Raw genomic sequence first — 25,569 nt, 5'->3', positions numbered from 1 at the left:
TCTTTCTTTTAACTAACGAAATACCACTATTAAATTAGCATGCTAACTATTAGTAAGAATAGAAATCTGATTGTCTTAACAACCAGATTAGATTTGGATATTTTGTTTGAGTTTTTGTATCGTTGCAAAAAACTGCGCCAATTCATCCTCTGAAATCCCTTGTTTCAAAACCTTTTCGATGGCATCCACCTGCTTTTCTATCTCGATCGTGGTTTCGATTGCCTTTTCGGTCACGATCAATCGTTTCAGGCGCTTATCCTTTTGAGACGGTGCAGTCGTCAAAAAACCATTTTTGATCATACGGTCAACTAAATTACTGGCCGTTGGTTTCCGAATCGACAAACGTTCTTCCAGATCCTTTTGATAGATTTCTTTGTGTCGATTATGGACTAAATAGCCTAACGCAAAGCCTTGCGGACCTCTAATGTGGCCATCTTCATTCGTCTGCTCCATATACCTAGCAATCAACAAGGACAATTCTCTGATCTTAAAACCAATCGTTTCTGGTTCATTCATGTGATTCTCTCCCTTTGAAAAAACAGTTAACATGCTAACTATATTAAACACATTTTTTCCCTTTGTCAACCATTGATCTTACTCTCTTAATCGCTTCAGATATAGTGTCACTAGATCGCTGATGAAACTGCAAAGAAGGCAGGCTATTGTTGCAATAATCACTTTATTACTAGCCGAAAGTCCCCCCGTTTTAAACAATAAATACAGCAGGAGAGAGACAAAAATCAAGAGGCCGCCGAACAGACGATTAGAAAACTGCCAAATCCGTTTGCCATAGCAGCAAAACGCAATCCCGCGATAACCGAGGCCGCCAGTATACGGCTGTAAACTAATTACTAGAGTCGCTAATCCCAAGCCCGCGAATAATAAAGGAACCGAATCTACATGTGCTTTTTCAATGAGACTTGCAACAAACATTTTCCATCCTCCTCATTTCCATCTAAAGACTTTTTATTCATTATAGCCTACTCAGGTTATAAGTTATAGCTGCTCCCTAGCTTGTTTTTTTCGAAAAAACATCGCCCATTTAAACAAAAAAAGGCGTGTCAAAAAAGCGACACACCTTATCTTGGTTATTCTGTTTCGTAATTCAGCTCTTCCGACGCGGACTCTTCCTTACTCAGTCGTTTGACGCCAATCACATAAAAGATTCCTGTCAGAAGACCGGCTCCAGCATCAGCAAAAGGCGCGGCGTGTAGCAGTCCGTCCATTCCCCATACTTTAGAGAAAAGCAAGATGGCTGGAATCAATAATATAATTTGTCTTGTCAATGTCAAAAAGATCGCTGAACGCGTTCGCCCTGTTGCCTGGAAGAAATTGGAAGCAACGATTTGAAAGCCGATGACTGGCAAACACAAGAACCAGGTTTGCAAAGCCTTCGCACCAAAGGTCAACAACTCAGGCTCATTATTGAATAACCGCACCAATTGTTCCGGCATTATTCTAGTAGCCAGCCAACCGATACTAACAATCATCGTCGCGATCAAGATGGCATATTTTTGTGTTTCCCTCACGCGATTGAATTTCTTCGCACCAAAGTTAAAACTGATGATCGGCTGCGCCCCCTGAACCAACCCAGTGATCGGCATCAGCAATATTGTCTGAATACTATTAACGATCCCCATGCCAGAAACAGCAATATCGCCGCCATAGCTTAAAAGCGTCATATTCAATACGACATTCAACAGACTATTTCCTAATTGCAATAAAAAATTCGGTAACCCTAATGTCGTGATTCTCGCGGCAACATGAAGGTTGATCCTCATATTTTTTACTTGAATTTGATGATGACTGCGTTTACTTAAAAAGTAAGTCAAAATCCAGATCATCGAAATGAATTGAGAAAGAATCGTTGCTAGCGCAGCACCGGCCATCCCCATATCAAACACGTAGATAAAAACTGGATCGAGGATGATATTGACTCCCGCCCCCATAAACATCGTGATCATCGCCAGCTTAGGCTGTCCATCTGCACGTAAAAAGTTATTCAAACCAATACTGACAATTTGAAAAACCGCACCTGAAAAAATGATCCGCATATAGCTCATAGCAAAAGGCAAGACATTTTCACTGGCACCAAATACGGATAATACAGGAGACAGAAACAAATGGCCCATCGCCATAAATAAAAGTCCGCTGATTATCAGCAGAGAAAAAGCATTCCCTAACGCAAGCTCGGCCTCCTGTGTTTTTCCCTCTCCCAACTTCATGGAGAAAAGCGTCGCACCGCCTACACCAAACAAAATACCAATTGACAATAAAATGATCATGATTGGAAAGCCAATCGTGATCCCCGCCAAACCATTTGCTCCCAAACCTGGAGCATGACCGATATAAATTCGATCCACTACATTATATAGCGCATTCACAACCATTCCGATAATTGCCGGAATGGAAAACTGCCATAGCAATTTTGAGATTTTTTCAGTCCCTAACGGATTTGCTGCTTCCATTTTTTATCCTCCCTTTAAATCATGCTGTTCAGTCTTTGCGACCATTTCCTCTAACAACTCAAAAAGCAAGTCCTGTTTCTCCTGATCCATTCCCTCTAGCATGATCTGATTCCAACCAACAAATTTCTCTACCATCGCTTCTCGCATATCCAAACCTTTTTCAGTCAAAGAAATTTTATTACAACGCTTATCCTGGCTATCCTTTTCCTTCGTAATCAGGTCTTTTTCTAATAGCGACTGAACCGTTCGTGTCGTCAACGCCTTGTCTACTTGAAGATACGCACTAATCTCCTCTTGTGTCACCGCATTATGCCGATATAGATACATCAAGATCGGCTGCTCCGCTGTTGTAATGTTTAATGGCTTCATTGCCGCATTTAAATAAATCTGATTTTTTCGATACAAAATCGAAATCAAACGTCCCACACTTCGTTTCATCGTTTCCTCCTGATCCCAAAACAAAATAGTTGACTACTCAACCAATTTACCAAATAATAGTTGAGTGGTCAACTATTGTTCCAAAAACTTTTTATCGATGATTATTTATGGTTAATAGGAAAGTCTTCGCAAGCTCACTCAGCTTTGCAATAATAAGGCGAAAATTTCTGCTTTCAAGAATTAAAAAAAGCGATTGAGATCAAAATGATTTCAATCGCTTCCTATTTTATTTTTACGCCTGCTTCGTACTTGTTCCTGTCGAAGTTTCATTATTGCTGGATTTAGCTAAACCTTTGATAGCCGCACGAATAATCATGGAAGCTGCAAATCCAATCAATGCCAGTACAGCAAAAATTCGTAAAACGTTGGTATACGAATGGAACATTTCAGTGACCTTCCCTAAGAAAATCGGACCAAACATTCCAGCTGCTGCCCAAGCAGTTAAGATATAGCCGTGAATTGCGCCAACCTCTTTCGAACCGAAGACATCTCCAATGTAAGCTGGAACAATCGAAAATCCGGCGCCGTAACAAGTCATCAATAAACAAATCAATGCTGCAAACAGCAACGGTGAGCTTACTACGGATAGGCTCACTAGAACAACGATATCAATCACGAAAAGAATCGTAAAGACATTTTTTCGACCTAACACATCTGAGACCAGTGCCCAAACCAATCGGCCACAGCCATTGAAGACACCCATTACTCCCACCATCGTAGCTGCCATGCCGGCAGTCATTCCAGTGATTTCCTGAGCCATTGGCGAGGCTTCTGAAACAAGCGAGATTCCGCAAGTAATATTTAGAAATAGCATAAACCATAATAACCAAAAAGTTTTGGTTTTGATTGCCTGATTGGCGGTCAGTTGTACACCGCTGTATTGAACCTTTACCTCTTCTTTTGGATTTGGAGCCTCGAAGCCTTCTGGTGTCCAGCCAACTGGCGGCTTTTCCAAATAACGCGAAGCAGTAAACATCACTAAGAAATAGGCAACCCCTAAAATATAGAAGGTTTTAGAAACGCCAACATGCACCATCAATTGCTGGGCGATCGGGCCAGTGATCATAGAAGCAAAACCAAAGCCCATGATAGCAAGTCCGGTAGCTAATCCTTTTCTATCTGGGAACCAACGAATCATCGTTGACACTGGGGTCACATACCCCGCTCCTAAACCGATCCCGCCGATAATTCCATAAGTCAGATACAGCATTGGCAATGATTGACTAGAAATGGCAAAACCAGTCGAGATGATTCCTAAGCCGAATAAAATCGATGCGACCGTTCCTGTTTTTCTTGGTCCAAATTTTTCTACAAATTTTCCCATAAATGCTGCTGATGTTCCCAAACAGAAAATCGCTAAACTAAATGCAAAAGAGATCGACGATTTATCCCAACCCGTCAATTCTTTGATCGGTTCTTTAAATACACTCCACGCGTATGCCGAACCGATAGACAGATGAATCGCTACTCCTGACAAGGCGATCAGCCATCTATTTTTTTCCCTGCGCATCTTATTCCCTCCTGATTTCAATGCATTTGTGTAGTTGAGTGCGATAAAAAAGAGATAACAGCTGTTATCTTTTTTTATTTAAAAAAATATTTTTTTCAAACACCCAATAATCACGAGTATACGCTCTCATTTCATTAAATTCAACAAAAAATTTTAATATAATCCGATTATATCTTTTACTGTTAAAAAAAAGAATTTTAGGAACTCATTTTATAAATATTCTTCTTATTTGTAGTCCATAAAACAGAGACACTCACTGAATCATAGTCGCAAAAAAACTGCCGAGCGATAATTGCTTAGCAGTTCCTTCATAACACATCTCTTATTTTCTATTGTGCCTTCTTCTTAACTGGCACATAAAATGTCAGCTTCCCAACACTAGTATATTCCTCTAGATTAAAATTTCCAGCAATCTGATACTCTTCATTTTGCATCAATTCACCATAGGTCTGACCGATCAATTGATCCAGCTCCACTTGATCAGTGTAGCTTAATTCAAAGCCTGCGTATGTTCCAGCTGGCAAATCAAACGCTGATGGGCGCGCCTCTTCCTCCTCGGCGTTCCCAATCAAATAGCAGCGGTCGCCGTCAATTACTGCATTTACTGCATACAAATCGCCCTCGACCTTTGAAGCATATTTTTCTTTAGCCTGCATCTTTTGTTTGCTCATCTCAGCCAATTCCTCTGATGAATTCGTCGACTGCAGGGTCGTGATCCAACCATGAATCGTTAAAGCTTCTCTCTCAACTAACTTCAACATAACTAGCTTCCTTCTTTCTTTTTTAGTTATCCCCAGCAAAAAATCTATGATTCACTTACTACACGGTAAATATATGCCGATTACTGAATCGATGCAATAAAGATGCCTATAAGGAAAAGTCACTGTTAGTAGCGTCTCTAGCTAAATTATAGTAGAAAGCCGTGTTTGCTTATTCTTTTTCTTGCACAATTTCAATGGCTCTATGCAACAAATGCCTCTTTTATTGCAACAAACGAAAAAAAGGTTCTCTCTATCCTCACTACTTGCTATGCTAGAGTCACAAAGGAGGCAACAAATGAATATCAACTTTACCTGGGTGAAAGAAAAAGCATTAAATGAAATAGATATCTTCGCAAATCCTGAAAATAAAACGAGGCTGCAGCAGCTTGAAAAGCACTTAAATCAAGCTCATGAAATCGTCGCAGTCGATCCAAAAAACAATCGCTCAATCAAAATTCCGTTACATCAAATCGAGTCATTTGAAACAATGGGCCATCTGGTCAGAGTGAACTTGCCGAACCAGCAGACCTACATTCTGCAAAAACGACTCAAAGAACTGAGCTATCTAGAAAGTCAAAATTTCTATCGGATCAATAACTCGCAAATGTTAAATCTAAAAGCGGTTCAATCTTTCCAATTAGGAGAACACGCTCGTTTAGAAGTTCATACTAAAACAAGTACTGCTTATGTTGTCAGTCGCCACTACGCCAAAAATATTAAGGAGAGACTCTCATGTTCAAACAATTAAAAAATAATTTCTTTCAAGCCGCTTTTAGTTCACTAATTTGGATCACGATACTTTGCTCCATCACCGACTTCTTTTCACAGGTGCCATTTAATTACATTTGGCACTTAATCGGAATCAGCCTTTTGATCGGTCTAGTATTTGGTGTGATCTACCCCTATCTGTGGAACTACTCTACGTTGAAAGCTTCAATTAACATTATTATCTGCACGCTAGTGAATACATTTTGCGGGTATACCGCAGTCTATCTTTATTCAACTCAGATGTTTGATTTGATTCGCCCATTCTTTCTCGCAGTATTGTTATTAACGTTAGTCTTGCATATCCTTACTTTCTATTTCTATTCCAAACTCGACAATAAAAAAATGGCAGCAAACCTGAATCAATTGAATCATTAAAATCAAAACCACCCGTGAAACGGGTGGTTTGCTCTTCGGCTGAAAGCCTCTATTACCGGCCTTGGCCTGAAAGGCCATCTGAAGGCTTCCTCCCGCACCACATCTACTCGCTGATTCTAAAAGAATCTCTCTTTATTTCTTCTTGTTTTTTTCTCCTGTAAATGGATCTACTTCTTCAAACAACGTTAACTGGTCCGCTACATGATCTTCTTTGAGTTGTTTACGAATGTATTCTGCTATCTGTTCCTTATTTCGACCAACCGTATCCACATAGTATCCGCGACACCAAAATTTACGATTCCCATATCGATATTTCAACTCCGCATGTCGATCGAATATCATTAAGCTGCTTTTTCCTTTTAAATATCCCATAAATTGAGCCACACTTAGCTTTGGTGGAATGCTGACAAGAAGATGAACGTGATCCTTACAAGCATTTGCTTCATGAATTTCTACCCCTTTTCTTTCGCAAAGCTTACGGATGATTGCTCCGATACTTTCTCTATATTTCCCATAAATGATTTGTCTACGATATTTTGGTGCAAATACAATATGATACTTACATCTCCATTTTGAGTGTGCTAAACTTTCTTTATCCTTCATCATAAGGATACCTCCTAAATTTGATTGTGATGCGGTCGGGAAACCATCATCAGTTTATCAATTTTGGGAGGCTTTTTTAATACCACGCTGGAAGCTCTCTGGAACCATAGGCATAGCCTATGGTTTTCAAAACATACAAAAAAATCCCAGACTGGCTATCCAAGTCTGGGATCTTCTTTCGTTATCAGAATGTCACGATTTTATCGGCCCATTCTACCATTTCCACGCAATCAAACATCGTCGAAATCGGACAAGAGGTTTGATCTTCTAGTTGGCGAGATTTAAGGCAGGTACCGCAAGCCAGCAGCTCGCCTCCTTGTTCCTCCAGCTTCTTCATTTCAGCCGGCACATCATATTGCTCGTCTTCGATACTTTCGACCTCTACAGCTTCACCCATCAAGAAAAATTTGACCTCATGTGTTTTCTTCAGCGCTGCCACACCAAAGCGAAAAGCATTCCAGGCTTTTTCGTGCTCGTTTGTTTCCAAGATAATCGCCAATTTCATTTCATCCGCTCCTTTATCATGAGTATTGAAAAAATGATTGTCCATGATCCTAATCACCTTAAAGTATAGCGGTTTCATAGCTTGAAAACAATCATTCTAAGTGATTCGATCCGTCTCTTGTCCTATGCTCTCTTCAAAATAATTGATTCATCCTATTTATCTTCTGTTCCAGCCCCCTATCCAGCATCATTTGAGCTATCGCTAGCTGGCTTTAGAGTACAATTTGACCGTTGCTGACACGCCTTCATCTTTGCCTCCCTTTTTTGATAAAGATACAATTTGTGCTATAATCTTGCTAATCAAGAGTAAGACAGGTGGAGAACCATGAAACCAACTATTAAGGATGTCGCTGAAAAAGCTGGTGTGTCAAAAAGCACCGTTTCACAGTTCCTGAATAAGCGTTATTCCTATATGAGTGAAGCCACTCGAAAAAAAATTGAAGCGGCTATCAAAGAATTGAACTATTACCCCAATCAAATCGCAAAGAGCTTAAAACAAAAAGATACTCGGCTGATTGCTTTTGTTTGTTCAACACTATCTTCGCGCTTTTCTTTGGAGTTAGTTAGAGCAATCGAAGGCTTTTTTCAAACGGAAAAATATTCTATCGTGGTGACTAGTACTGAAGACGATCCCAATCGTGAACGTGAGCTGATCGAATCCTTTGTTGCCAGACAAGTAGATGGGCTGCTGGTCTTTCCAACGGCTGAAAATGAGAGCCTTTACCAAGAACTTCAGGACCGTAAAATACCGTTAGTCTTTATTGACCGTGTATTACCAGAACTAACTGTCCCAAGTGTTCTATTAGATAATGAGCAGGCTACTGCCACAGCAACACAATTACTAATCGACAACGGACATCGCGATATCGCGATCATCACATTTCCATTAGGGGACAGGATCACTACTCGATTTGAACGGTTGAATGGCTATAAAAAAACTTTGGCTAAAAACAAAATATCCGAACATTCAGAGTTTATGGTTACCTGTCAACAAAGCGAAGTAGGAGAAAAACTAGATGAGCTCTTTAGTCGTACTCATAAACCAACTGCTGTTTTAGCAACAAATGATATGATTTTAGAAGCGGTTTTGATATGGTCGAAGGACAAGAAAATTTCTATTCCAGACACCTTCAGCTTGCTGGGCATTGACGATGTCTCATTCGCTCGACTGCACACACCGGAGATCACTACCCTTGCCCAACCGGTAGATGCCATCGGAACAAAAGCATCGGAACTTCTGTTGAAACAAATCCAAGAAAATGTCAGCGATGAGAAAAAAGTCTATCGATATTCTACACAATTGATTGAAAGAGAATCCGTGAAACGAATCCAGCAGTGATCCCTTTTTCTGATTGTTGTAGTCCCAATTACTTTATATGAGATAATCCATTTTCTTGGATTATCTTTTTTTTATTTGAAAAAAGCGCTTGCATTTTCTTTTTCCAGACGCTATACTCAAATAAATTGATAAACCGGTTTAGTAGCGAACAATAAATGAAATCTGGACCTATTTTTTATTGACAGCGAATCAACCGTTTTTATTTTTCTAATTTACTAAACCGGTTTATCAATTCCCGTTTCTTGCGCAGGAAACAAATAAACGCTCTAAAACATCAATTAAAACTCAGATAGTTACACTTTGAGTATCTGGTCACTAGTCATCTAGCTTGTACTAGAAGGAGGAAAATTAATGGGAATCTTTATTGAAATCGTGAGAAAGCCTGCAATCATTATTGCATTGGTCACATTGGTCGGCTTGATTGCGATGAAAAACAAACCATCCAAAGTTATTACGGGTACCATCATTTCGTTTGTTGGGTTTACGATGATTAAAATGGGCAGCAGCATTTTGGCTGAGACCCTAACCGCTTTTAGCAGTCTTTTTAACAGCGCTTTCAGGCTTCAAGGAGTCGTTCCGAGTAATGAAGCTATGATGGCTATGACTCTGAAAACCTTAGGGAGTACCGCCTCATTGATTTTGATTGTTGGCTTGTTTGTGAACATTTTGCTTGCGCGATTTACTAAATTTAAATCTATTTACCTATCACTCCATTTAGCTTTGTTTACAGCTTTTGCTATTTCAGCAATTTTTCAAATGCTAAACATGAATGAGATGCTCGCTATTGCCTTAGGCGGTTTGGGATTAGGCGCCTATATGGCCATTTCCCCAAGTATTCTGGGGCACTATTCCAAGGATGTTGTGCATTCCGAAGATTACACGATCGCACACTCAGGAACATTGTCTTATGTACTGGGCTCCATTGCCGCAAAAAAATTCGGTAATAAAAATAATGATGCTGAAAAAATAAAAATGAATGATAAGATCATGTTTTTAAAGGACCCGATCGTTGCAACTACCCTCACCATGTTTATCTTGTTTATCATCACTTGTATATTCGCTCAAGAAAAGGTGATCCAAGAGGTTTCTGGTGGTGAAATGATCGTACTTTACGCCATGGAAAAGGCGGCTACTTTTGCAGCGGGGCTATTTATTGTTAAAGCCGGTATCAAAATGTTTACCGATGAAATTGTTCCTGCATTTAAAGGCTTTGCTAAAATTTTTGCACCAGGAGCCGTTCCCGGCGTAGATGTCTTGGTGTTGTTTGAGGAAGCGCAAAATACTGCACTTATTGGGTTCTTAATTTCTTTTGGCGTAGGAATCCTGATGGTCTTTCTTTTACCGCTGCTTGGTCTGCCAGTAATTGTACCTGGGTTGATGGCTTGCTTTATCACAGGAGGTGCGGCTGCAATCTTGGGCAATGCTGAAGGCGGTGTACGCGGCGCTGTAATCTCTAGTGTAATCGATGGTCTTTTGCTAGCTATAATGCCGGCAGTTTCATTGACTTTGTTTAGTTCCTTGGGGGTTGACGGAACTACTTTTGCCGATCCAGATATGATTACTGTTTCTGGACTATTCTGGTTGATACTACGCTGGTTTTAGCAGATAAAATAGTCAAAATAATTTTATGGGTACAAATTTTCAAAAAAATAGATACTACTATCTGAATACAGATAATTGAAAGGATGAAAGAAATGTTTTTTAAAAAAGAAGAATTAGCAACAACTCGTGTCGACGACAATACATTACGAACAGTACTAGCATACGGTGAAGGGTTAATGAATGCCCTGATTATATTTGAGAACGGTTTGGACTCGGAAAGTGAGATTCCTTACCATAAGCATGAGCATGTACAAACTACCTACGTTATGAAGGGTTCCTTTAAATTCAGTATTAAATATCCCGATCACACTGAAACACGGGTAGTTCAAACAGGAGATACTATTTATTTCCCAAGCAATCATGAGCACGGCTGTATTCCTTTAGAAGATGATAGCCGTTTACTGGATTCCTTTACTCCGATTCGAGAAGATTTTTTATAAATCGAGTGATTAAAAACACGTTTCTCAAGTTCGATCAGCAATTTTGTAGTGGTGGTTGTTTTCTTCAGACAGACACCACTACGCTTTACAAGAAATAACTATACTGCAATTGGAAAAGAGTGATGATTTTGAAAAAGGTCGATATTCTTCAACGAGTGGAAGCAGCAGGAATAATCGCTGTTGTTCGCGGAGAAAGTAAGGAAGAAGCAATTAAAGCCAGTCACGCTATTGTTAAAGGCGGCATGCATGGGCTTGAAATAACCTTTACGATTCCCGAAGCAGAAGAAGTCATCAAGGAGCTAGTGACCGCATATGAACAGTCTCCCGAAGTTTTAGTTGGTGCAGGTACTGTACTAGATGCAACAACTGCTCGTTTGGCGATTTTAGCTGGTGCTGATTTCATTGTTAGTCCCTTCTTCAATCAAGAAACAGCAGAGCTTTGTAATCTGTATCAAGTCCCTTATTTGCCGGGATGCATGACGATTACTGAAATACAACAAGCCTATAAACACGGTGTTGATATTATAAAACTATTTCCTGGCAGCGTTTATGGCCCACAGATTATTTCTGCCTTCAAGGCTCCGATGCCTTACATTAATATAATGCCTACCGGAGGCGTGAGTTTGGAGAACCTGGAAGCTTGGATTAATGCTGGTGCCGTAGCGGTTGGTGTAGGTGGTAATTTACTCGCCCCGGCAGCCACCGGTGAGTTTGAAAAAGTGACAGAGATCGCATCACAGTATATGACGAGATACCAAGAAATAAAAGGAGCTTAAAAATGGGAAAAGTAGTTACTCTTGGTGAAATCATGCTGCGTTTTTCTACGGAAACTGGGATTCGTATCCCCCAAGCAGAAAGTTTTTCTATTCATTATGGAGGCGGAGAAGCGAATGTTGCTATCTCTCTAGCAAATTATGGCCATCAGGTACTATTTGCCAGTAAAGTTCCCGCGAATGGTTTAGGAGAAGCGGTAAAAAAACATCTAAATCGTTTTGGTGTCGACACCAGACATTTGTTATTCGGTGGGGATCGTCTGGGTACTTATTATTTAGAGTCAGGCGTCGGGGAACGAGCAGCTAATGTGATATATGATCGAGCAGGCTCTAGTTTTGCTGCGATGGAGCAGCTTGAATGGAATCTAGAGAGTCTTTTTAACGGGGTCGATATTTTTCATATTTCTGGGATCACGCCAGCTTTGTCGGAAAAATGGCGGGCGCTTGCTTTAGACATTGTTCAAATGGCGAAAAAGTCTGGGTGCAAGATTAGCTTCGATGTCAATTATCGCAGCAAGCTTTGGTCACCAGAACAGGCCGGAAAATTCCTTACGCAAATTTTACCCTATGTGGACTATTGTTCAGCAGGAAGTCTAGATGCTCAGAAATTACTGGAGATTCCATCTTATTCAGGAACCGGCCGAAAAGAAGAGATGACTTATTATTATCAAGCGATGCAAAAAAGGTATCCTAATATCTCTGTTTTTTATTCTACAAACCGGACAGTGAATTCTGCAAGCGTGAATCAATTGATAGGAACGATGTGGGCTGAAAGAAATTTCTATGAATCACAGTGTCACATGATTGACCCTATCGTGGATCGCGTGGGCGGCGGGGATGCTTTTGCAGGCGGAGTTCTTCATAGTTTGCTGAATAAGGACACTTACTCAAAGGCCATTTGCTTTGCCACAGCTGCTGCAGCTCTGAAGCATACCGTTTATGGCGACTCAAATCAATTTAATCAGCAAGAAGTCGAAAACTTTTTGTACTTCGGATCTGGAAAAATCGTTCGATAAAAATTTAAAAAATATAGAACTAGGAGAATTTATTATGCAAAACATGGAAAATCGTTACACACATAGTCCGGAAGACATCCGTCATTATTCTACAGAACAGTTGAGGAAGGAATTCTTAGTAGAAAAAGTGTTTATTCCTGGCGAAATCACACTGACCTACACCCACAATGATCGAATGATTTTTGGCGGAGTGACACCTGCAAAAGTGCCGTTGGAAATTAAGCTGGATAAAGAATTAGGCGTTAATTATTTTCTTGAACGACGCGAACTAGGTGTAATCAATATTGGCGGTCCTGGTTTTATTGAAATTGATGGAAAAAAGGAACCCATGAAAAAACAGGACGGCTACTACATTGGAAAAGAAACGGAACATATTGTTTTTTCTTCTGAAAACGAAGAGAATCCAGCCAAATTTTACATTAGTTCTGCTCCAGCCCACCATAAATATCCAAATGTAAAAATTAGCATTGATGATATCAAACCAATGGAGACTGGTGAACCATTGACCTTAAATGAACGTAAAATTTATCAATACATTCATCCGAATGTCTGTGAGAGCTGCCAGCTTCAAATGGGGTATACAATTTTAGAACCAGGCAGCGCTTGGAACACCATGCCTTGTCACACGCATGAACGTCGAATGGAAGCCTATGTGTATTTTGATATGGAACAGGACACACGAATATTCCATATGATGGGTAAGCCTGAGGAAACAAAACACTTGGTCATGGCAAACGAGCAAGCAGCCATTTCACCTAGTTGGTCCATCCATTCGGGAGTTGGAACAAGTAATTACTCCTTTATTTGGGCGATGTGCGGAGAAAATATTACGTACAGTGATATGGATATGATACCAATGGAGCAGTTGAAATAAACAAGCCCTAACAAATTAATAGATATGAGCAGAATCTAATCATGAGAAAAGAGGAAAAATCGATGGATTTCACTATGAATAGTTTTAGTTTGGATGGAAAGGTCGCACTTGTAACAGGCGCTGTATACGGAATTGGTTTTGAAATCGCCTGTTCACTAGCCGAAGCGGGAGCAACAATTGTTTTTAATAATCTCGATCAGAAATCAGTCGACAGCGGGATTGAAAATTATAAAAAGGTCGGTATTGACGCCCACGGTTATGTTTGTGATGTTACTAAGGAAGAGCAAGTTCAAGCAATGGTAGAACAAATCAAGAACGACGTTGGAAGTATCGACATTCTCGTAAACAACGCCGGAATCATCAAACGAACACCTATGCATGAAATGGCGGCAGCTGATTTTCGCCAAGTAATTGATATCGATTTAAACGGACCATTTATTATGGCAAAAGCAGTACTTCCACAAATGATGGAACAAAATAGTGGGAAAATTATCAATATTTGTTCCATGATGAGTGAGCTTGGTCGTGAAACAGTGAGTGCTTATGCAGCGGCCAAAGGCGGTTTAAAAATGTTGACGAAAAATATCGCTTCGGAATATGGCGAATACAATATCCAATGTAACGGCATTGGACCTGGTTATATTGCAACGCCTCAAACTGCACCGCTCCGTGAAAAACAAGCAGACGGTTCTCAGCATCCATTTGATCAGTTTATTGTTGGTCGTACTCCCGCAGCACGTTGGGGAACCCCTAAAGATTTAGCAGGACCAGCGGTGTTCTTAGCATCCGAAGCATCAGACTTTGTGAATGGACACATTCTATATGTGGATGGCGGTATCCTTGCTTATATTGGCAAACAACCTTAAAAAGAAAAGCGCAAGAACATCTGAAAAGATCAAATGTTCTTGCGCTTTTATCCATTAATGAAAAATTTTAAGGCATCGTTTTTTATTTATACCTATCGATTCACATTAGGATGCTATTATTCTGATTTCGAAATGACATTTTCCTGCATTTTTCCTTGCGCAAGGATATCTACTCGGGTTTGCATTTCTTCATACAATGACAATACAGATTGGCGTGATTCAACGACTTCATCGGAAATCTCTTTCGCCTGTTCATTGATCAGTGCCAACTCTCTTTTAGCTTCTTCAATGATACGGTGAGCGTCCATTTTAGACTTTTCCACCATACGATTGGCTTGTTTCCGTGCCGAGACCAATACTTCTCCTATTTCTTGCTGAGTCGAAACGGCTTCTTGTTTTAGCTGCTCATTCTCGGCTTTAAGTGCTGCAACCTTTTCACGCAGTTCGGCAGTCTCTTTTGCTTGAACTTCCTTAGCCGCTTGTTCTTCGATCATACGATCCATCACTTGATCCTTCTCTACAATCACCTTATCGAGTTGAGAATATTGCTCGTCCTTCTCATTGATCTCTGAAATAAGATCATTGATCTGGCCTTCCAATTGATGGATTTTTTCAAGCCGCTGGATCTCTTCATCTTTTTGCTGAGCAACCAGTGCGTGATGTTCTTCGTGAATTTCTTCCAACTCCTGTTCTACCGTAGCTAAGTGTTCAACCGAGTCTTTTAATTTCTTGTTTTCTTCCTGAACCTGTTCCAGCTGCTGCTTCAAGTTATCCAGCTCTTGCGTTTCTTTTAGACGCTGGACCTCTTGCCGTGCCCTCTGAACCTCGGCTTCCAAATCTTGAATTTGTCGACGATTTTGTGCTTTTTCCTCACCCATTCGTAAAACGGATTGGCGATAGTTCTCGTTTTCCTTCGTCAATTGTTGGGTTTGAGCAGACATTTCCTTTTTATACTTTTGTAAAACCTGCTCTTTTTCAAAAATCAAACGTTTCAGTTCTTTGATTTCTTCTGCTTGTTTCTCTGGTGACTCTGGAACAGTATTATCAGAGACCATCTTTAATGCAGGAGCAGATTTTGGCTGAGCTTGAGCTGGTGCAGGCGGAGTTGCCTGATTCTGTGTTGGTGCCGGTGCTTCGTTTTCCACTTTCTCCTCCGGAACGGAATTGATTTCATCGATAATGTTCTTATTGAAAAACCATCCGCTCTTCTTTTGTTGTGCTACCATTTTTTCCCCTTCTTTCCGTTAGTCTTCTTCTTGAATCATTACAAATTTATCTTCTCCATTCTCACGAGAGAAAGTACAGCTATAATCTTGTTTCTGCTTTTCTCCGTCTCTTACATTCAACTGGAAAGTGATTTGTGTCAAATTCGCTATTTTCTCTGCTTCAGCAGCAAAAGCCTTGATATTATCCTTGATTTGTTTGCGATTGTTATCACTGGTTAACTCTCCCGCCAAAGCAATGTTCAATGTTTGAGTCGGTATATCTAAGACGATCAGCGTCGTCGGCAAACCAAAGTAAGGACTGAGTTTGTTGGAAAGGTCACTCTCCATCGCGTATTGTTTTTCGCGGCTATCATCGGAGAACAGCTCAGCCCAAGCATAATCCTGCAATCCGATTCCTTCCTGCGGATACTCTTTGACCGGCAGTTTATTGATCAGCTTTTTCTGTTCCTTTTTCATTACTTGGACATCGTCTCTTAACGTGCTGTTTTGTTCATTGACCGCATACAGCTGATCTTGTACCTGAAACAGGCTGTACGTGGTCAAGAATGACCCCACCGCTAAACAAAAGGTGATGAATAATAAAGCCGAAACATGCTTTGTCTGTTGCATTTGCTTGACATAATCCAACTTCCGCTGAAAGGTCGTCGATGCATCTCTTGGTGGTTTAATCAGCTGCAATCGAACATTGATAACCATCCGATATAGCCATACTAAGAGCACTAAAATAATGAGCCCTGCACAAATCCAATTAATGATTATCACGTGTTTACCCCTTTTCTTTTAGTTTTCCACCTTAGCGAGATGAATCGCCGGAAAACGGAATTGGACAGTTCCTTCGATTGCGTCCTGATGAACGAAACCAAATGTGCGGCTGTCTTTAGAAACGTCTACATGATCGCCGATCACAAAGTAAACGTCCTCTGGAATTTTGTTTAATGTTTGAAACTCATCCGCTACAGTTGGCGATAGGTGAAACGTGCTCGTGGTTTCAAAATCGCCTTGTTCGCCGATATTTAACACCATGCGATCATTTCGGATAAACAAACGGTCACCTGGTAATCCAATTACACGTTTGACAAACATCCCCTCTTCCTTATCCACTGAAAAAGCAATGATATCGTAGCGCTGGATCTGAACATTTTTTTTTACTAGAACCTGATCTCTTTCAGTCAATGCTGGAACCATCGAAGTCCCAGAAATCGTATGAACACTATAGCGCTTTTGTAACTGTCCTCTCATAACAAACAGCATCGTTACAGATAAAATGATGAGAAGAACAATGGTTAACAGTATCGTCCTCCTGTCATACGGTGAATCCTCTGCGTGTTCGTGTCGCTTATTTGCCACGAGTGATGGCACCCCTTTATTTTGCTTTGATATAAGTTACTAAATCAGATTTGGCTAAGTTTGCATCGATCACCCGATAGGAAATCACTGTACCGCCATATACATTTCCTTCTGAGATTAAAATCCCCTCTGGTCGAACCACTTCAACAAAAGCGACATGACCATAGCGCGGATCTGATCCAGCTGTGCCTGGTGTGAAGGAAATCAACCAGCCGGCTTTAGGCTCACGACTGACCTCATATCCCAAGGCTTTTCCTTTTGTCCCCCATTCACCGCCGTTGCCCATAAAGTCATCGACGCTCTTTCCTAACTGCTTCACACGGTTAAAGGCGTACCACGTACATTGACCAACTGGGTATGAACCGGAAGTATTGTAATTGATCCCGTTATAATCTGGATAACGCATCATGGAGCGATATTCTTTGGGAATCTCCTCCTTGCCTTTAATAAAGACGCCGGATGATTGATCAACTTTTACACGATCGTATTGCGTCAAATTGTAGACTGCAATGATCGAATTCAGCTTTCTATCATAGGAGGTGTCTGTCGCATAAGTCCCAGTCAGCGCATGGGTCGAGCGCAAATAATTCTTCGCGGTAGAACGCCATGCTTTTTGATAATAACCGTCATTACCGGATATCCCTCCCCTTAGCAATTGAACGTAATCGCCTAATGAAGCCGCATAGTTTGGATACTTGCGAAAAGCGGAATTAATAGAATACAAATCGCCATTTCCACGATCCTCTTGAGTTGCCATCGAAACGGCTTGTCCTTGATAGGTTCCCTTCACTCCGAACAGGTTGTAATTTGGCGGCAGCGACAAGCTGCTGCTGCCAGAACCGCTTTCCAGCAATGCTTGAGCAATCATTACTGAAGCAAAAACATCGTATTCTTGTCCAAGCTTGCGCGCATCTTCTGCAATCGTTGAAATGAATTTCTTCGAGGCTTCATTTTCTGTGAAGTTGATCGAAGCGGGGTATTCGGCCAAAATTGTTTGACCATATTCAGTCAATGTAACGTCTGGCAAAGTCTGAACGAACACCTCTTCATCGATGTCCATCGGCTGAAGAACGACTTGCCGCTGCTTTTCCTTTTTATCTGATTCTTCGTTATTCTGATCATTATCATTCTCACTTGACTCTATATCCTCATTCGCTTCTATCTTCGTTGCGTCTGGGGAAACCTCTACCTCCACATCCTCAGCCGTTAAGTAATAGTCTTTTCCGATGGAAATACCGATCATTTCTAGCTGATCGTCCTTCTTTCGATAAAGCAAACTGCCGACACTGATTTCGTCCGCCTGCTTCTCAGGTGTCCCGGTGATTTCAATTCCAAAAAGATCGCTGTATAGTTTAGCTGCTAAATGCTCTGTATTAAAATCAGGCTCTTGCTCAATGCCTAGTTTCTTGATTCCATCATAGATCAACGCCGCTTGCGCTTTATTTTCGAAGCTCGAAAGCAACGGCAGCTCATAGCCCTTCAGATCTGATTGTGCCACTTCCGCTGTCTTCAACTCACTTGGCAGCTGCAATGTACTCGTCTCTGAAAAAGCAGCCGGAGTCTCTTGGATAACAGCCGCACTCGCTTGAACTTTGGGCTCACTCTGGACCGGCGGTGTAGGTGTACTTGGTGCCGGATTTGGGGTTGAACCTGGTGCAGACGGGGCTGATGGTGTACTCGGCTGCTCCTGACTAGTAGAAGAACTCGTTGCTGTCGTCCCTGTTGAACTGCTGCTCGAACTTGTCGTACTACTTGAAGTATTGCTAGCAGTCGAAGTATCACTTTTAGAAGTGCTGGTAGCAGTGGAGCTGGATGTCTGACTCCCAGAGGTCCCGCTCGTCGAACTTTCTGTCGACTCCCCTTTAGTCGAACTTTCCGTAATTGAACTGTCGCTGCTTGACGGTTCGGTTGTACTGCTTTCTGGTATTGTTTCCGATATAGGCTCATCAGCCGGCGCACTTTCCGTCGGCTCCTTTACGCTTGGTGCTTCTGACACATCCCCCGATGGCTCATCTGCAGGTGTCTCTGGCATCGGAGTTTCTTGAATCGGTTCTGGTGCTGCCGGAGCCTCCGGTGCTGCTGGTTCTGCAACCGTTGAACTTTCCGGGACTGTTCTTTCCACAACAGACGATTCCTGAAGCAAGTTATCGGCTTTTAGTGCCCCGCTGCGCAGGCTAGCAGCTCCCCAACAAAACACTACTACCCCACAAATTGCCATAACAATCTTTTTCATGAACATTTCCCCTTCTTTCTATCCTGAATAACGCTAAGTATTTTTTGGAAATACTGGGGCAACCAATGATTTGAAAAAAAAATCAAGGATGCTGACAATAATCCGCATCCTTGATTCAAACTTCGGTAATGATGCATCCACCTTGTAAAAATTACCAGTGAATGCTGAGCATCCTGCGCCGTTCATCGCTGAGACTTTAAATGGCTTCTGATAAGTCACAATCGTTCACTGATTCGCGGCAAATTGGCTTCTTTTTATAAAGAAAGATGCTAAGATTCACTGATTCCATCAACCTTCAGCATGCTGTCAGTAATAATTACAATGACCGGATCTCTTATGTATTTTTGTTTTTTTATGGACTTTCACGAGAGGTGATCAACGACTAAAGGAATTCACGATTAGAAACCCTTCCAGCAGTCTCGTAAAACCTAGAAAACACCTTCATTGCGCACACCATTGGTTACAATATTATTCTACCCGCATTTATAAGGAATGTCCCAGCCATTTTTGAAATATAAAATTTAATTTTTGGATAAAAATAAGCAGCCAAGGGATTTGTATCCGCTTTCTAGTTTGAGATTGCTTACATCTAGCTATATTTCAAATTCCTGGAAACAGCCGCGCGATAAAAATTCTTTTTTTGTTTTTTTTATTTACTTTTTGGATAATCCGTCCTACTGTTATATTCTCCATAAAAAACAACTAAACACCGACTATAAAAGCCGGTGTTTTCTTCTAGTTGATGACTGCTTCCTTCTTCTTTTCTCGCAGTTTTTGAATAGTGGAACGCTCTTGTAAAATTTCGGCTAACTCTAATAGGTTCTTCACACAAAGATCGGCACCCTGCTGATAAAATTTTTCAGCTGTCTGCTGGTTCAGCCGCTCCATCTCTTCCTTCGAGAGACCCTTATACTCCTCTAGTGAAAGTCCCATTTCTGAACTGCCTTCTGTTACTGCGATACTCAATACACCAGCGTTTTTTCCTTCCTTGATATCTGTGATAGTATCTCCGACCTTGATTACTTCCTCCATCGAACGATTTTGAAAATGGCGCATATTCTCAAAAATCATAAAAGGATATGGTCTCCCTAATGAATCGACATCATCTGGGGTCACAACATAATCTGGATGATAGCCCTCCATTTTGGCCGTTTCAAAAACGACAGCCATCATTTCTTTGGTATATCCGGTCGTCGAACCGATATTATAACCGAGCTGCTTAATTTTTTTCATCGCTTGCTTGGTTTCTGGCTTGAGGTGGCTGTTTTCCGCCAAATCCGCAAATAGATATTTCTCAAAGTCTTGATAAATACTTGATACATCCGCTTCTGCTGAAGGGCGTCCGTGAAGCTCCAACCATTGTTTTTTTACTTTTTCAAGTGAAAGCAGCTGCTTGATATGATCTTTTTTGAGCAGTCCCATTGGTTTTCGGATTTCTCTGTCCGTAAGCTGAATCCCTTTTTCTTCAAACGCTTTTTTGAACGCTTCAACAGGAGCCATACAACCAAAGTCAACGGTTGTTCCTGCCCAATCTAAAATAATTGTATTAACCGGCATATGCCACCTCCGTATAATTTTCAATGACTTTTACTAAACGATGAATATCCTCTGGATAAATATCACCAATATTTCCGATACGGAAACAATCGACCGTACTAATTTTTCCTGGATAGATCACAAAACCATTTTGTTTTAAATGCTGATAAAAATTATCAAAATCAAAGGCCGCCTGCTTTGGATACAAGAAGGAAGTGATAAATGGCCCTTGGTGTTTTGTGATAAACGGCTGGTATCCCAGCTCCTCCATCTTTTGCCGCAATAGTCGATTATTGGTCAAATATCGCATATATCTTTGATAGATGCCGCCTTCTTCATCCAACTCCTTCAATGCTTGATGAAAGGCTAAAACTGTATGGGTAGGTGAAGTAAACCGCCATTTCCCGTCTTTTTCCATCGTTTCGTATTGATCATACAGATCCAAGGATACCGTTCGAGCATAATTTCGGCGTTTTTCCAGCTGCTCTCGTTTTGCCAAAATAAAGGAAAATCCAGGAACCCCTTGAATACATTTGTTCGAGCTTGAGATTAGGAAATCAATGGATAACGCGGAAACGTCAATCGGAATTCCGCCAAAGCTAGACATCGCATCAACAATGAACAACAGCCCCTTGTCTTCGGCAAGCTTCGCTATCTCCTCTAACTCATTCAAAATACCGGAAGTCGTTTCACTATGGACCATCGCAATCGCTGTAATAGAGGGATCCTTTTCAAGTATTTCTGAAATAGCTGTCGCCTGAGGAATCTCATCCTCAGCGACTTCATAGACTGTATGAGTCAACTTGTAACGCTCACTCATACTAACTATTCGGCGACCGTATGCGCCATTCACACAAATCAACACGTGATCATTTGGCCCGATAGCTGAACTCAAGACAGATTCCACACCAAATGATCCACTGCCCTGCATCAATATCGACGTATATTCTGTTTCTGCTACTCCCGCCAAAGACAACAATTTTTGACGAATCTCTTGGGTAATCGTCTTGTATTCCAGATCCCAAGTACAGTGGTCGACCATCATTGCTTGTTTGACTGATTTTGTCGTCGTCAACGGTCCCGGTGTTAATAATTTATAGTCCATGCTGCACCCCTTTAATCAACCAATTTTTGATGTTTTTCTAATAATTCAGCTGTTAATTCGTTAGGAAATACCTTTTGATCCTTCGCTTCCTGTTCAGGGTCGACAGTCTCGCCTTTGTACAGCGCACTAGGATAAATTTCCAATAAGTCTTTACGCCCTTTTTCTAAGATCAAATTCAGCATTTTTTCTGCTTCTGGATTGATATTTTTTCCTTTATCGATCACTGCTAGAGATTCTGTCAACGTGTAGGTTCCTTCTGTTGGCTCCACAAAATCAATCGGCAGTCCGTCCTGTTTGTCTTTGACTGCTTGATGTCGTAAGCCAAAACCAATTGCTACTTCCCCTAACCGAACCTTCTTCAATGGCCCAGAGCCAGAGCTTTCTAAGTGGTCGCCGGCATTTTTATAGATTCCCTGCAGGATTGTTTTTGCTTCAGCTTGTCCATAGTTATCGACCAATGCTTGAAACAATAGCCATGCTGTAGAGGATTGTTTGATATCTGAGATAGATAGCGCATCTTTGTATTTTGGATCTGCTAAGTCCTTTAGGCTGGCAGGAACTGGCAGCTTCATTTCCTTCATTACATCAGTGTTGTAAAAAATCGTTCCCTCTTGTACTGTAAATGGCGCGATATAGTCTGGAATCTTCGTCAGCGAATCGACAGGCAGCTCCAGTTTTTTAAACATGTCTTCTTTTTTCTGAGCACTATTTAAATAGAAGGTACTCATCGTCACTAAGTCAGCTTCAATGTCTTTTCCTTCTGCTAAAAGCTTACCGCCCAGCTCTGAAGTACCAAAGGATTGCAGCGTATATTTTCCCTTGTAGCCATTTTTATCTAAAACATTTTTAATCACTTCCACGGGTTCTTCATCCGCATTGGTGTAGATCGTCACTTTCCCATTTGCTGCGTCGCCTTTGCTGCAGCCGCCTAATAATAGAACGAAAAGCAGGCCTCCAAGTAAAGCAATTAATTTCTTTTTGTTCATTGATCATTCTCCTTTTTCATATTTTAATCTGATTTTCAAGCCGTATACCATTCCTCTATACCTTTTACTATGAATGGTGGTTACTTTTGAATTGTCGTCATTTTTGTTTGCTGCTTCTTTCCTTTCCTAGCCGAAAATAATGAAACGGGCATTCTTTTTATCGCGTGTGTTATTCCCTGCATCACTAAATTAATCACTAGTAAAAACAAGGAAAGCATAAATATATCGTTAAACCGGCCAAAGTGCTGCAGTTCTTTCAATTTGGCGGTAATAACCATTGTGTTCGCGCTGGTTAAGAAGATCACAGCGCTGATTGTGACCATCGAGTTGAAAAAGTAATAGGCAAAAATATCCACGATCGTTACTTTAGAATTGGGGATCAAGATTCGCCAGACCGTCTTCAGCCAGCTGTCTCCCATTAATTTGGCAGTATTCTCCCAATTCAAATTCATCTTCTGCAGCGCTTCTTTAGCCATTTGATACGGTGTCGAGAAGTAATGAACAATCGTAACAATGACTAATACCATCAAGGTGTTGTGCAGCTGGGTGCCGCTAAATAGTAATAAGTAAGCAACCCCCAGGACCATTCCTGGGACCGAATTCGTGATCGTCGCGATACTATCGATGACCTGATTAATTTTACGAATTTTGTGCTCTCTTGATGTCATAATCGCTGCTGAATAGGCAATGATCGTTCCAATTCCAGCTGTTAACAATGCCATCAGCAAGGAATTTTTCAAGGTGAGAACCAAGCTGTCATCTTGAATAAAGCGAGTAAAATTATTGACTGTTGGTGTCAGCTCATAAGGCCAATTAGTTACCATTGGAATGATGATCAGAACTGCAAATACCCCTAAAATGAAGCAGGACAAACCGAGATAAAGCAGGCGAAAACACCAATCTCTCGCAGGATTCTTTTTAATCGCTGCTTGTCGCGGCCGCTCGTAGCGCACCACCTTCTTCTGTAAATGATTCAAAACCAGAATACTGATGATTGATGGCAGCAGCATCGTTAGGGCAACCAAAGAACCAAATTGGAAATTAGGGATCGTCCCCATAAATCCTTCATATAATAATGTAGTGATAAATGGCGTTTGTCCGCCGACTGCACTAGGAATCCCAAAATCGGTAAAGGACATGAAAAAGCCCTGCAGAAAAGCGACAGCCAAAACTCGCGTCAATGGATTCAGAATCGTTTTATAAAGCGAGCGATACCAGCTATCTCCCATCAAGCGAGAAACAATGAATAATTGTGTATCCAAATATTTCATCGAATTATTAATCAAAATAAAGATCGGAGGCAGCGTATAAATGATAAAGCCTAATAAAATACCGATGGACCCATAGATGTGGAACAGTTCCTGTTGAAAAACCTTGCTCCACAAGCCTTGTTTCCCAAAGGCATAGATCAGAACAAATCCATAAGTGATCGTTGGCAGAAGCATCGGAAAATGAAGGATGCTTTCGTTCACTTTTAAGAATCTTCGATCGATTCGAGTAAAATTATTCCCGTAAGCCAAGAAAAAACCTAAGATCGTCGAGCAGCTCGTCGCCGCCAAAGAATATTTCAAGCTATTAGCAAAAGAAATGCGCCAATCGTGTGTGAAGATAGGCAAATTTTCGCCATCCGTTTGTGGAAAAGCGGTAATGATAATCTGAATAATTGGATACGCTAGAAACAAGAAGAAAAACGCCAATACGATCCAGCTGATCAACTTCTTTATTGAAAATGAGATTCTCATGATGCCACTCTTTTCATAGATTGTTGAAAAATTTGTTGAATGTTCTGTTGTTTGATGGCTAATTGATTGACGATAAATTCTTCGACGAAATGACAGGAAGCTTCGCTCATGATTTCAACAGGCGAACTGCATTGTGCAACTTTTCCTTCATCGAGTACTACGATTTTGTCAGACATCGTCAAGGCCTCTTCTGGATCGTGGGTAACGATTACGATAGTCAAATGCAGCTTCCGAGCAATCTCTTGAATTTTTTCTTTGATTGACTCCTTGATTACTCCATCTAACGCACTCAGCGGTTCGTCTAACAAAAGCAGCTGCGGCTTCATCACTAAGGTCCGCCCAAGAGCCACCCGCTGTTTTTGCCCACCAGATAATTGATGGATCGGTTTTTCCAGATGTTTTTCCAAATTCAATAATTGGATCAGTTCATCTACTTCTGCTTTGGTCGAGCAGTCTTTTTTGTTGCGCAATCCGTAGGTCAAATTTTGATAGGCTGTTAAGTTAGGGAACAACGCATAATCTTGAAATACAATATTGAATGGTCGTTTTTCCATCAACGTATGTGTAATGTTGCTGTCGTTAAAGAAAATTTCTCCCTCACTAGGCTCTTCCAAGCCTAGTATCAAATTTAACAAGGTAGTCTTTCCAGAGCCGGATTGTCCAAGTATAGAAACGATCTCGCCAGATTCAATTTCTAAATTGATATTCTCCAGTACTGTCGTTTCTTGAAATTTTTTCGTGATGTTTTCGAGTTTTAACACACTTATCTCTCCTTTTTTATGATAAGGAACATTGTTTCAGTCAGAAGCCTATTGCGCCAATTCCTACTAAAGCATGAAGGCACCAGCGCCTCGGCGCCCTTTGATAAGAAGTATACCGATGCAGTGTAAAGACACCATCAAGTTTGTGCAAAGATAAAATAAAGATTGTTATGTTTACGTAAAGAATGTTAATTTTTGCACATGAAAACAGGAAAAAACCGCCAATTTTCTATAATCGTCGGCTTTAAAAAAGTGATGGCTCACATTCGTTGCGTCCGCAACTTTTTTACTTTATA

26 protein-coding genes are annotated in these 25,569 nt (G+C 40.9%); 9 read left to right on the top strand and 17 right to left on the bottom strand.

Going from position 1 to position 25,569, the window contains the following annotated elements; genetic code table 11:
- Window positions 1-87: 87 nt before the first annotated feature.
- The 6 genes from IGI67_RS12515 to IGI67_RS12490 form a co-directional block, all read right to left on the bottom strand.
- Entirely contained in the window at window positions 88-516 is a 429-nt protein-coding gene (locus IGI67_RS12515; RefSeq protein ID WP_429957902.1) for a MarR family winged helix-turn-helix transcriptional regulator, read from the bottom strand.
- Between the two features lie 78 nt (window positions 517-594).
- The gene (locus tag IGI67_RS12510) at window positions 595-933 is read right to left on the bottom strand and encodes a hypothetical protein (RefSeq protein ID WP_429957901.1); all 339 of its coding nucleotides are present in this window, start codon (window positions 931-933) and stop codon (window positions 595-597) included.
- Window positions 934-1,088: 155 nt separating this feature from the next.
- Window positions 1,089-2,468, bottom strand: coding sequence for an MATE family efflux transporter (locus IGI67_RS12505; RefSeq protein WP_429957900.1), 1,380 nt, complete (start codon window positions 2,466-2,468; stop codon window positions 1,089-1,091).
- Window positions 2,469-2,471: 3 nt separating this feature from the next.
- On the bottom strand, window positions 2,472-2,906 hold the full coding sequence (locus tag IGI67_RS12500) for a MarR family winged helix-turn-helix transcriptional regulator (RefSeq protein ID WP_429957899.1): 435 nt from the start codon (window positions 2,904-2,906) through the stop codon (window positions 2,472-2,474).
- A gap of 232 nt (window positions 2,907-3,138) precedes the next feature.
- Entirely contained in the window at window positions 3,139-4,416 is a 1,278-nt protein-coding gene (locus IGI67_RS12495; RefSeq protein WP_207108671.1) for an L-lactate MFS transporter, read from the bottom strand.
- Window positions 4,417-4,745: 329 nt separating this feature from the next.
- Window positions 4,746-5,177, bottom strand: coding sequence for an effector binding domain-containing protein (locus IGI67_RS12490; protein ID WP_429957898.1), 432 nt, complete (start codon window positions 5,175-5,177; stop codon window positions 4,746-4,748).
- Between the two features lie 295 nt (window positions 5,178-5,472).
- Here IGI67_RS12490 and IGI67_RS12485 point away from each other — a divergent pair, with 295 nt between their 5' ends.
- The gene (locus IGI67_RS12485; protein ID WP_429957897.1) at window positions 5,473-5,925 is read left to right on the top strand and encodes a LytTR family DNA-binding domain-containing protein; all 453 of its coding nucleotides are present in this window, start codon (window positions 5,473-5,475) and stop codon (window positions 5,923-5,925) included.
- The gene (locus tag IGI67_RS12480) at window positions 5,910-6,320 is read left to right on the top strand and encodes a hypothetical protein (RefSeq protein WP_429957896.1); all 411 of its coding nucleotides are present in this window, start codon (window positions 5,910-5,912) and stop codon (window positions 6,318-6,320) included. The genes IGI67_RS12485 and IGI67_RS12480 overlap by 16 nt, the downstream gene beginning before the upstream one ends.
- 132 nt (window positions 6,321-6,452) lie before the next feature.
- On the opposite strand, the gene tnpA is transcribed toward IGI67_RS12480, so the two are convergent.
- Window positions 6,453-6,926 (bottom strand): IS200/IS605 family transposase, encoded by a 474-nt coding sequence (gene tnpA, locus IGI67_RS12475; RefSeq protein WP_429956784.1) that lies wholly within the window; start codon window positions 6,924-6,926, stop codon window positions 6,453-6,455.
- 181 nt (window positions 6,927-7,107) lie between these two features.
- The gene (locus tag IGI67_RS12470; RefSeq protein WP_429958641.1) at window positions 7,108-7,428 is read right to left on the bottom strand and encodes a DsrE/DsrF/TusD sulfur relay family protein; all 321 of its coding nucleotides are present in this window, start codon (window positions 7,426-7,428) and stop codon (window positions 7,108-7,110) included.
- A gap of 324 nt (window positions 7,429-7,752) precedes the next feature.
- Between IGI67_RS12470 and IGI67_RS12465 the strand changes: the two genes are divergently transcribed.
- The 7 genes from IGI67_RS12465 (at window position 7,753) to IGI67_RS12435 (ending at window position 14,337) form a co-directional block, all read left to right on the top strand.
- Window positions 7,753-8,766: a LacI family DNA-binding transcriptional regulator gene (locus IGI67_RS12465; protein ID WP_429957895.1), complete on the top strand. Its 1,014-nt coding sequence runs from the start codon at window positions 7,753-7,755 to the stop codon at window positions 8,764-8,766.
- Between the two features lie 351 nt (window positions 8,767-9,117).
- On the top strand, window positions 9,118-10,368 hold the full coding sequence (locus IGI67_RS12460; RefSeq protein ID WP_429957894.1) for a PTS ascorbate transporter subunit IIC: 1,251 nt from the start codon (window positions 9,118-9,120) through the stop codon (window positions 10,366-10,368).
- A gap of 92 nt (window positions 10,369-10,460) precedes the next feature.
- Window positions 10,461-10,808 carry a cupin domain-containing protein gene (locus tag IGI67_RS12455; RefSeq protein WP_429957893.1) on the top strand — a complete coding sequence of 116 codons (348 nt, stop codon included), beginning with the start codon at window positions 10,461-10,463 and terminating at the stop codon, window positions 10,806-10,808.
- Window positions 10,809-10,936: 128 nt separating this feature from the next.
- On the top strand, window positions 10,937-11,584 hold the full coding sequence (locus IGI67_RS12450) for a bifunctional 4-hydroxy-2-oxoglutarate aldolase/2-dehydro-3-deoxy-phosphogluconate aldolase (RefSeq protein WP_429958640.1): 648 nt from the start codon (window positions 10,937-10,939) through the stop codon (window positions 11,582-11,584).
- A gap of 2 nt (window positions 11,585-11,586) precedes the next feature.
- The gene (locus IGI67_RS12445) at window positions 11,587-12,597 is read left to right on the top strand and encodes a PfkB family carbohydrate kinase (RefSeq protein ID WP_429957892.1); all 1,011 of its coding nucleotides are present in this window, start codon (window positions 11,587-11,589) and stop codon (window positions 12,595-12,597) included.
- Window positions 12,598-12,631: 34 nt separating this feature from the next.
- Entirely contained in the window at window positions 12,632-13,471 is an 840-nt protein-coding gene (kduI, locus tag IGI67_RS12440) for a 5-dehydro-4-deoxy-D-glucuronate isomerase (protein WP_429957891.1), read from the top strand.
- A gap of 62 nt (window positions 13,472-13,533) precedes the next feature.
- Complete coding sequence (locus IGI67_RS12435) at window positions 13,534-14,337, top strand: gluconate 5-dehydrogenase (RefSeq protein WP_429957890.1); 804 nt, start codon at window positions 13,534-13,536, stop codon at window positions 14,335-14,337.
- Window positions 14,338-14,453: 116 nt separating this feature from the next.
- Here the strand turns inward: IGI67_RS12435 and IGI67_RS12430 are convergent, their stop codons facing one another.
- The 9 genes from IGI67_RS12430 to IGI67_RS12390 all read right to left on the bottom strand — a co-directional run bounded on the left by IGI67_RS12430 (window position 14,454) and on the right by IGI67_RS12390 (window position 25,273).
- On the bottom strand, window positions 14,454-15,563 hold the full coding sequence (locus IGI67_RS12430; protein ID WP_429957889.1) for a hypothetical protein: 1,110 nt from the start codon (window positions 15,561-15,563) through the stop codon (window positions 14,454-14,456).
- A gap of 18 nt (window positions 15,564-15,581) precedes the next feature.
- Complete coding sequence (locus tag IGI67_RS12425) at window positions 15,582-16,325, bottom strand: hypothetical protein (protein WP_429957888.1); 744 nt, start codon at window positions 16,323-16,325, stop codon at window positions 15,582-15,584.
- 18 nt (window positions 16,326-16,343) lie between these two features.
- The gene (lepB, locus tag IGI67_RS12420) at window positions 16,344-16,910 is read right to left on the bottom strand and encodes a signal peptidase I (RefSeq protein WP_207108677.1); all 567 of its coding nucleotides are present in this window, start codon (window positions 16,908-16,910) and stop codon (window positions 16,344-16,346) included.
- Between the two features lie 16 nt (window positions 16,911-16,926).
- Window positions 16,927-19,143, bottom strand: a complete 2,217-nt coding sequence (locus tag IGI67_RS12415; protein ID WP_429957887.1) for a glucosaminidase domain-containing protein — start codon at window positions 19,141-19,143, stop codon at window positions 16,927-16,929.
- A gap of 735 nt (window positions 19,144-19,878) precedes the next feature.
- The gene (gene phnX, locus IGI67_RS12410; protein WP_429957886.1) at window positions 19,879-20,700 is read right to left on the bottom strand and encodes a phosphonoacetaldehyde hydrolase; all 822 of its coding nucleotides are present in this window, start codon (window positions 20,698-20,700) and stop codon (window positions 19,879-19,881) included.
- A complete protein-coding gene (gene phnW / locus IGI67_RS12405) occupies window positions 20,690-21,784 on the bottom strand; it encodes a 2-aminoethylphosphonate--pyruvate transaminase (RefSeq protein WP_429957885.1) in 1,095 nt (364 codons plus the stop codon). The genes phnX and phnW overlap by 11 nt, the downstream gene beginning before the upstream one ends.
- Before the next feature lie 11 nt (window positions 21,785-21,795).
- Window positions 21,796-22,770, bottom strand: a complete 975-nt coding sequence (locus IGI67_RS12400) for an extracellular solute-binding protein (protein ID WP_429957884.1) — start codon at window positions 22,768-22,770, stop codon at window positions 21,796-21,798.
- A gap of 80 nt (window positions 22,771-22,850) precedes the next feature.
- The gene (locus tag IGI67_RS12395) at window positions 22,851-24,512 is read right to left on the bottom strand and encodes an ABC transporter permease subunit (protein ID WP_207108682.1); all 1,662 of its coding nucleotides are present in this window, start codon (window positions 24,510-24,512) and stop codon (window positions 22,851-22,853) included.
- Window positions 24,509-25,273 (bottom strand): ATP-binding cassette domain-containing protein, encoded by a 765-nt coding sequence (locus IGI67_RS12390; RefSeq protein WP_207108683.1) that lies wholly within the window; start codon window positions 25,271-25,273, stop codon window positions 24,509-24,511. The genes IGI67_RS12395 and IGI67_RS12390 overlap by 4 nt, the downstream gene beginning before the upstream one ends.
- Window positions 25,274-25,569 lie beyond the last annotated feature (296 nt).

This window comes from Enterococcus sp. AZ196 (genome assembly GCF_050498845.1).
Taxonomy (GTDB): domain Bacteria; phylum Bacillota; class Bacilli; order Lactobacillales; family Enterococcaceae; genus Enterococcus_A; species Enterococcus_A murrayae.
This window is presented reverse-complemented; position numbering and strand designations above follow the sequence as displayed.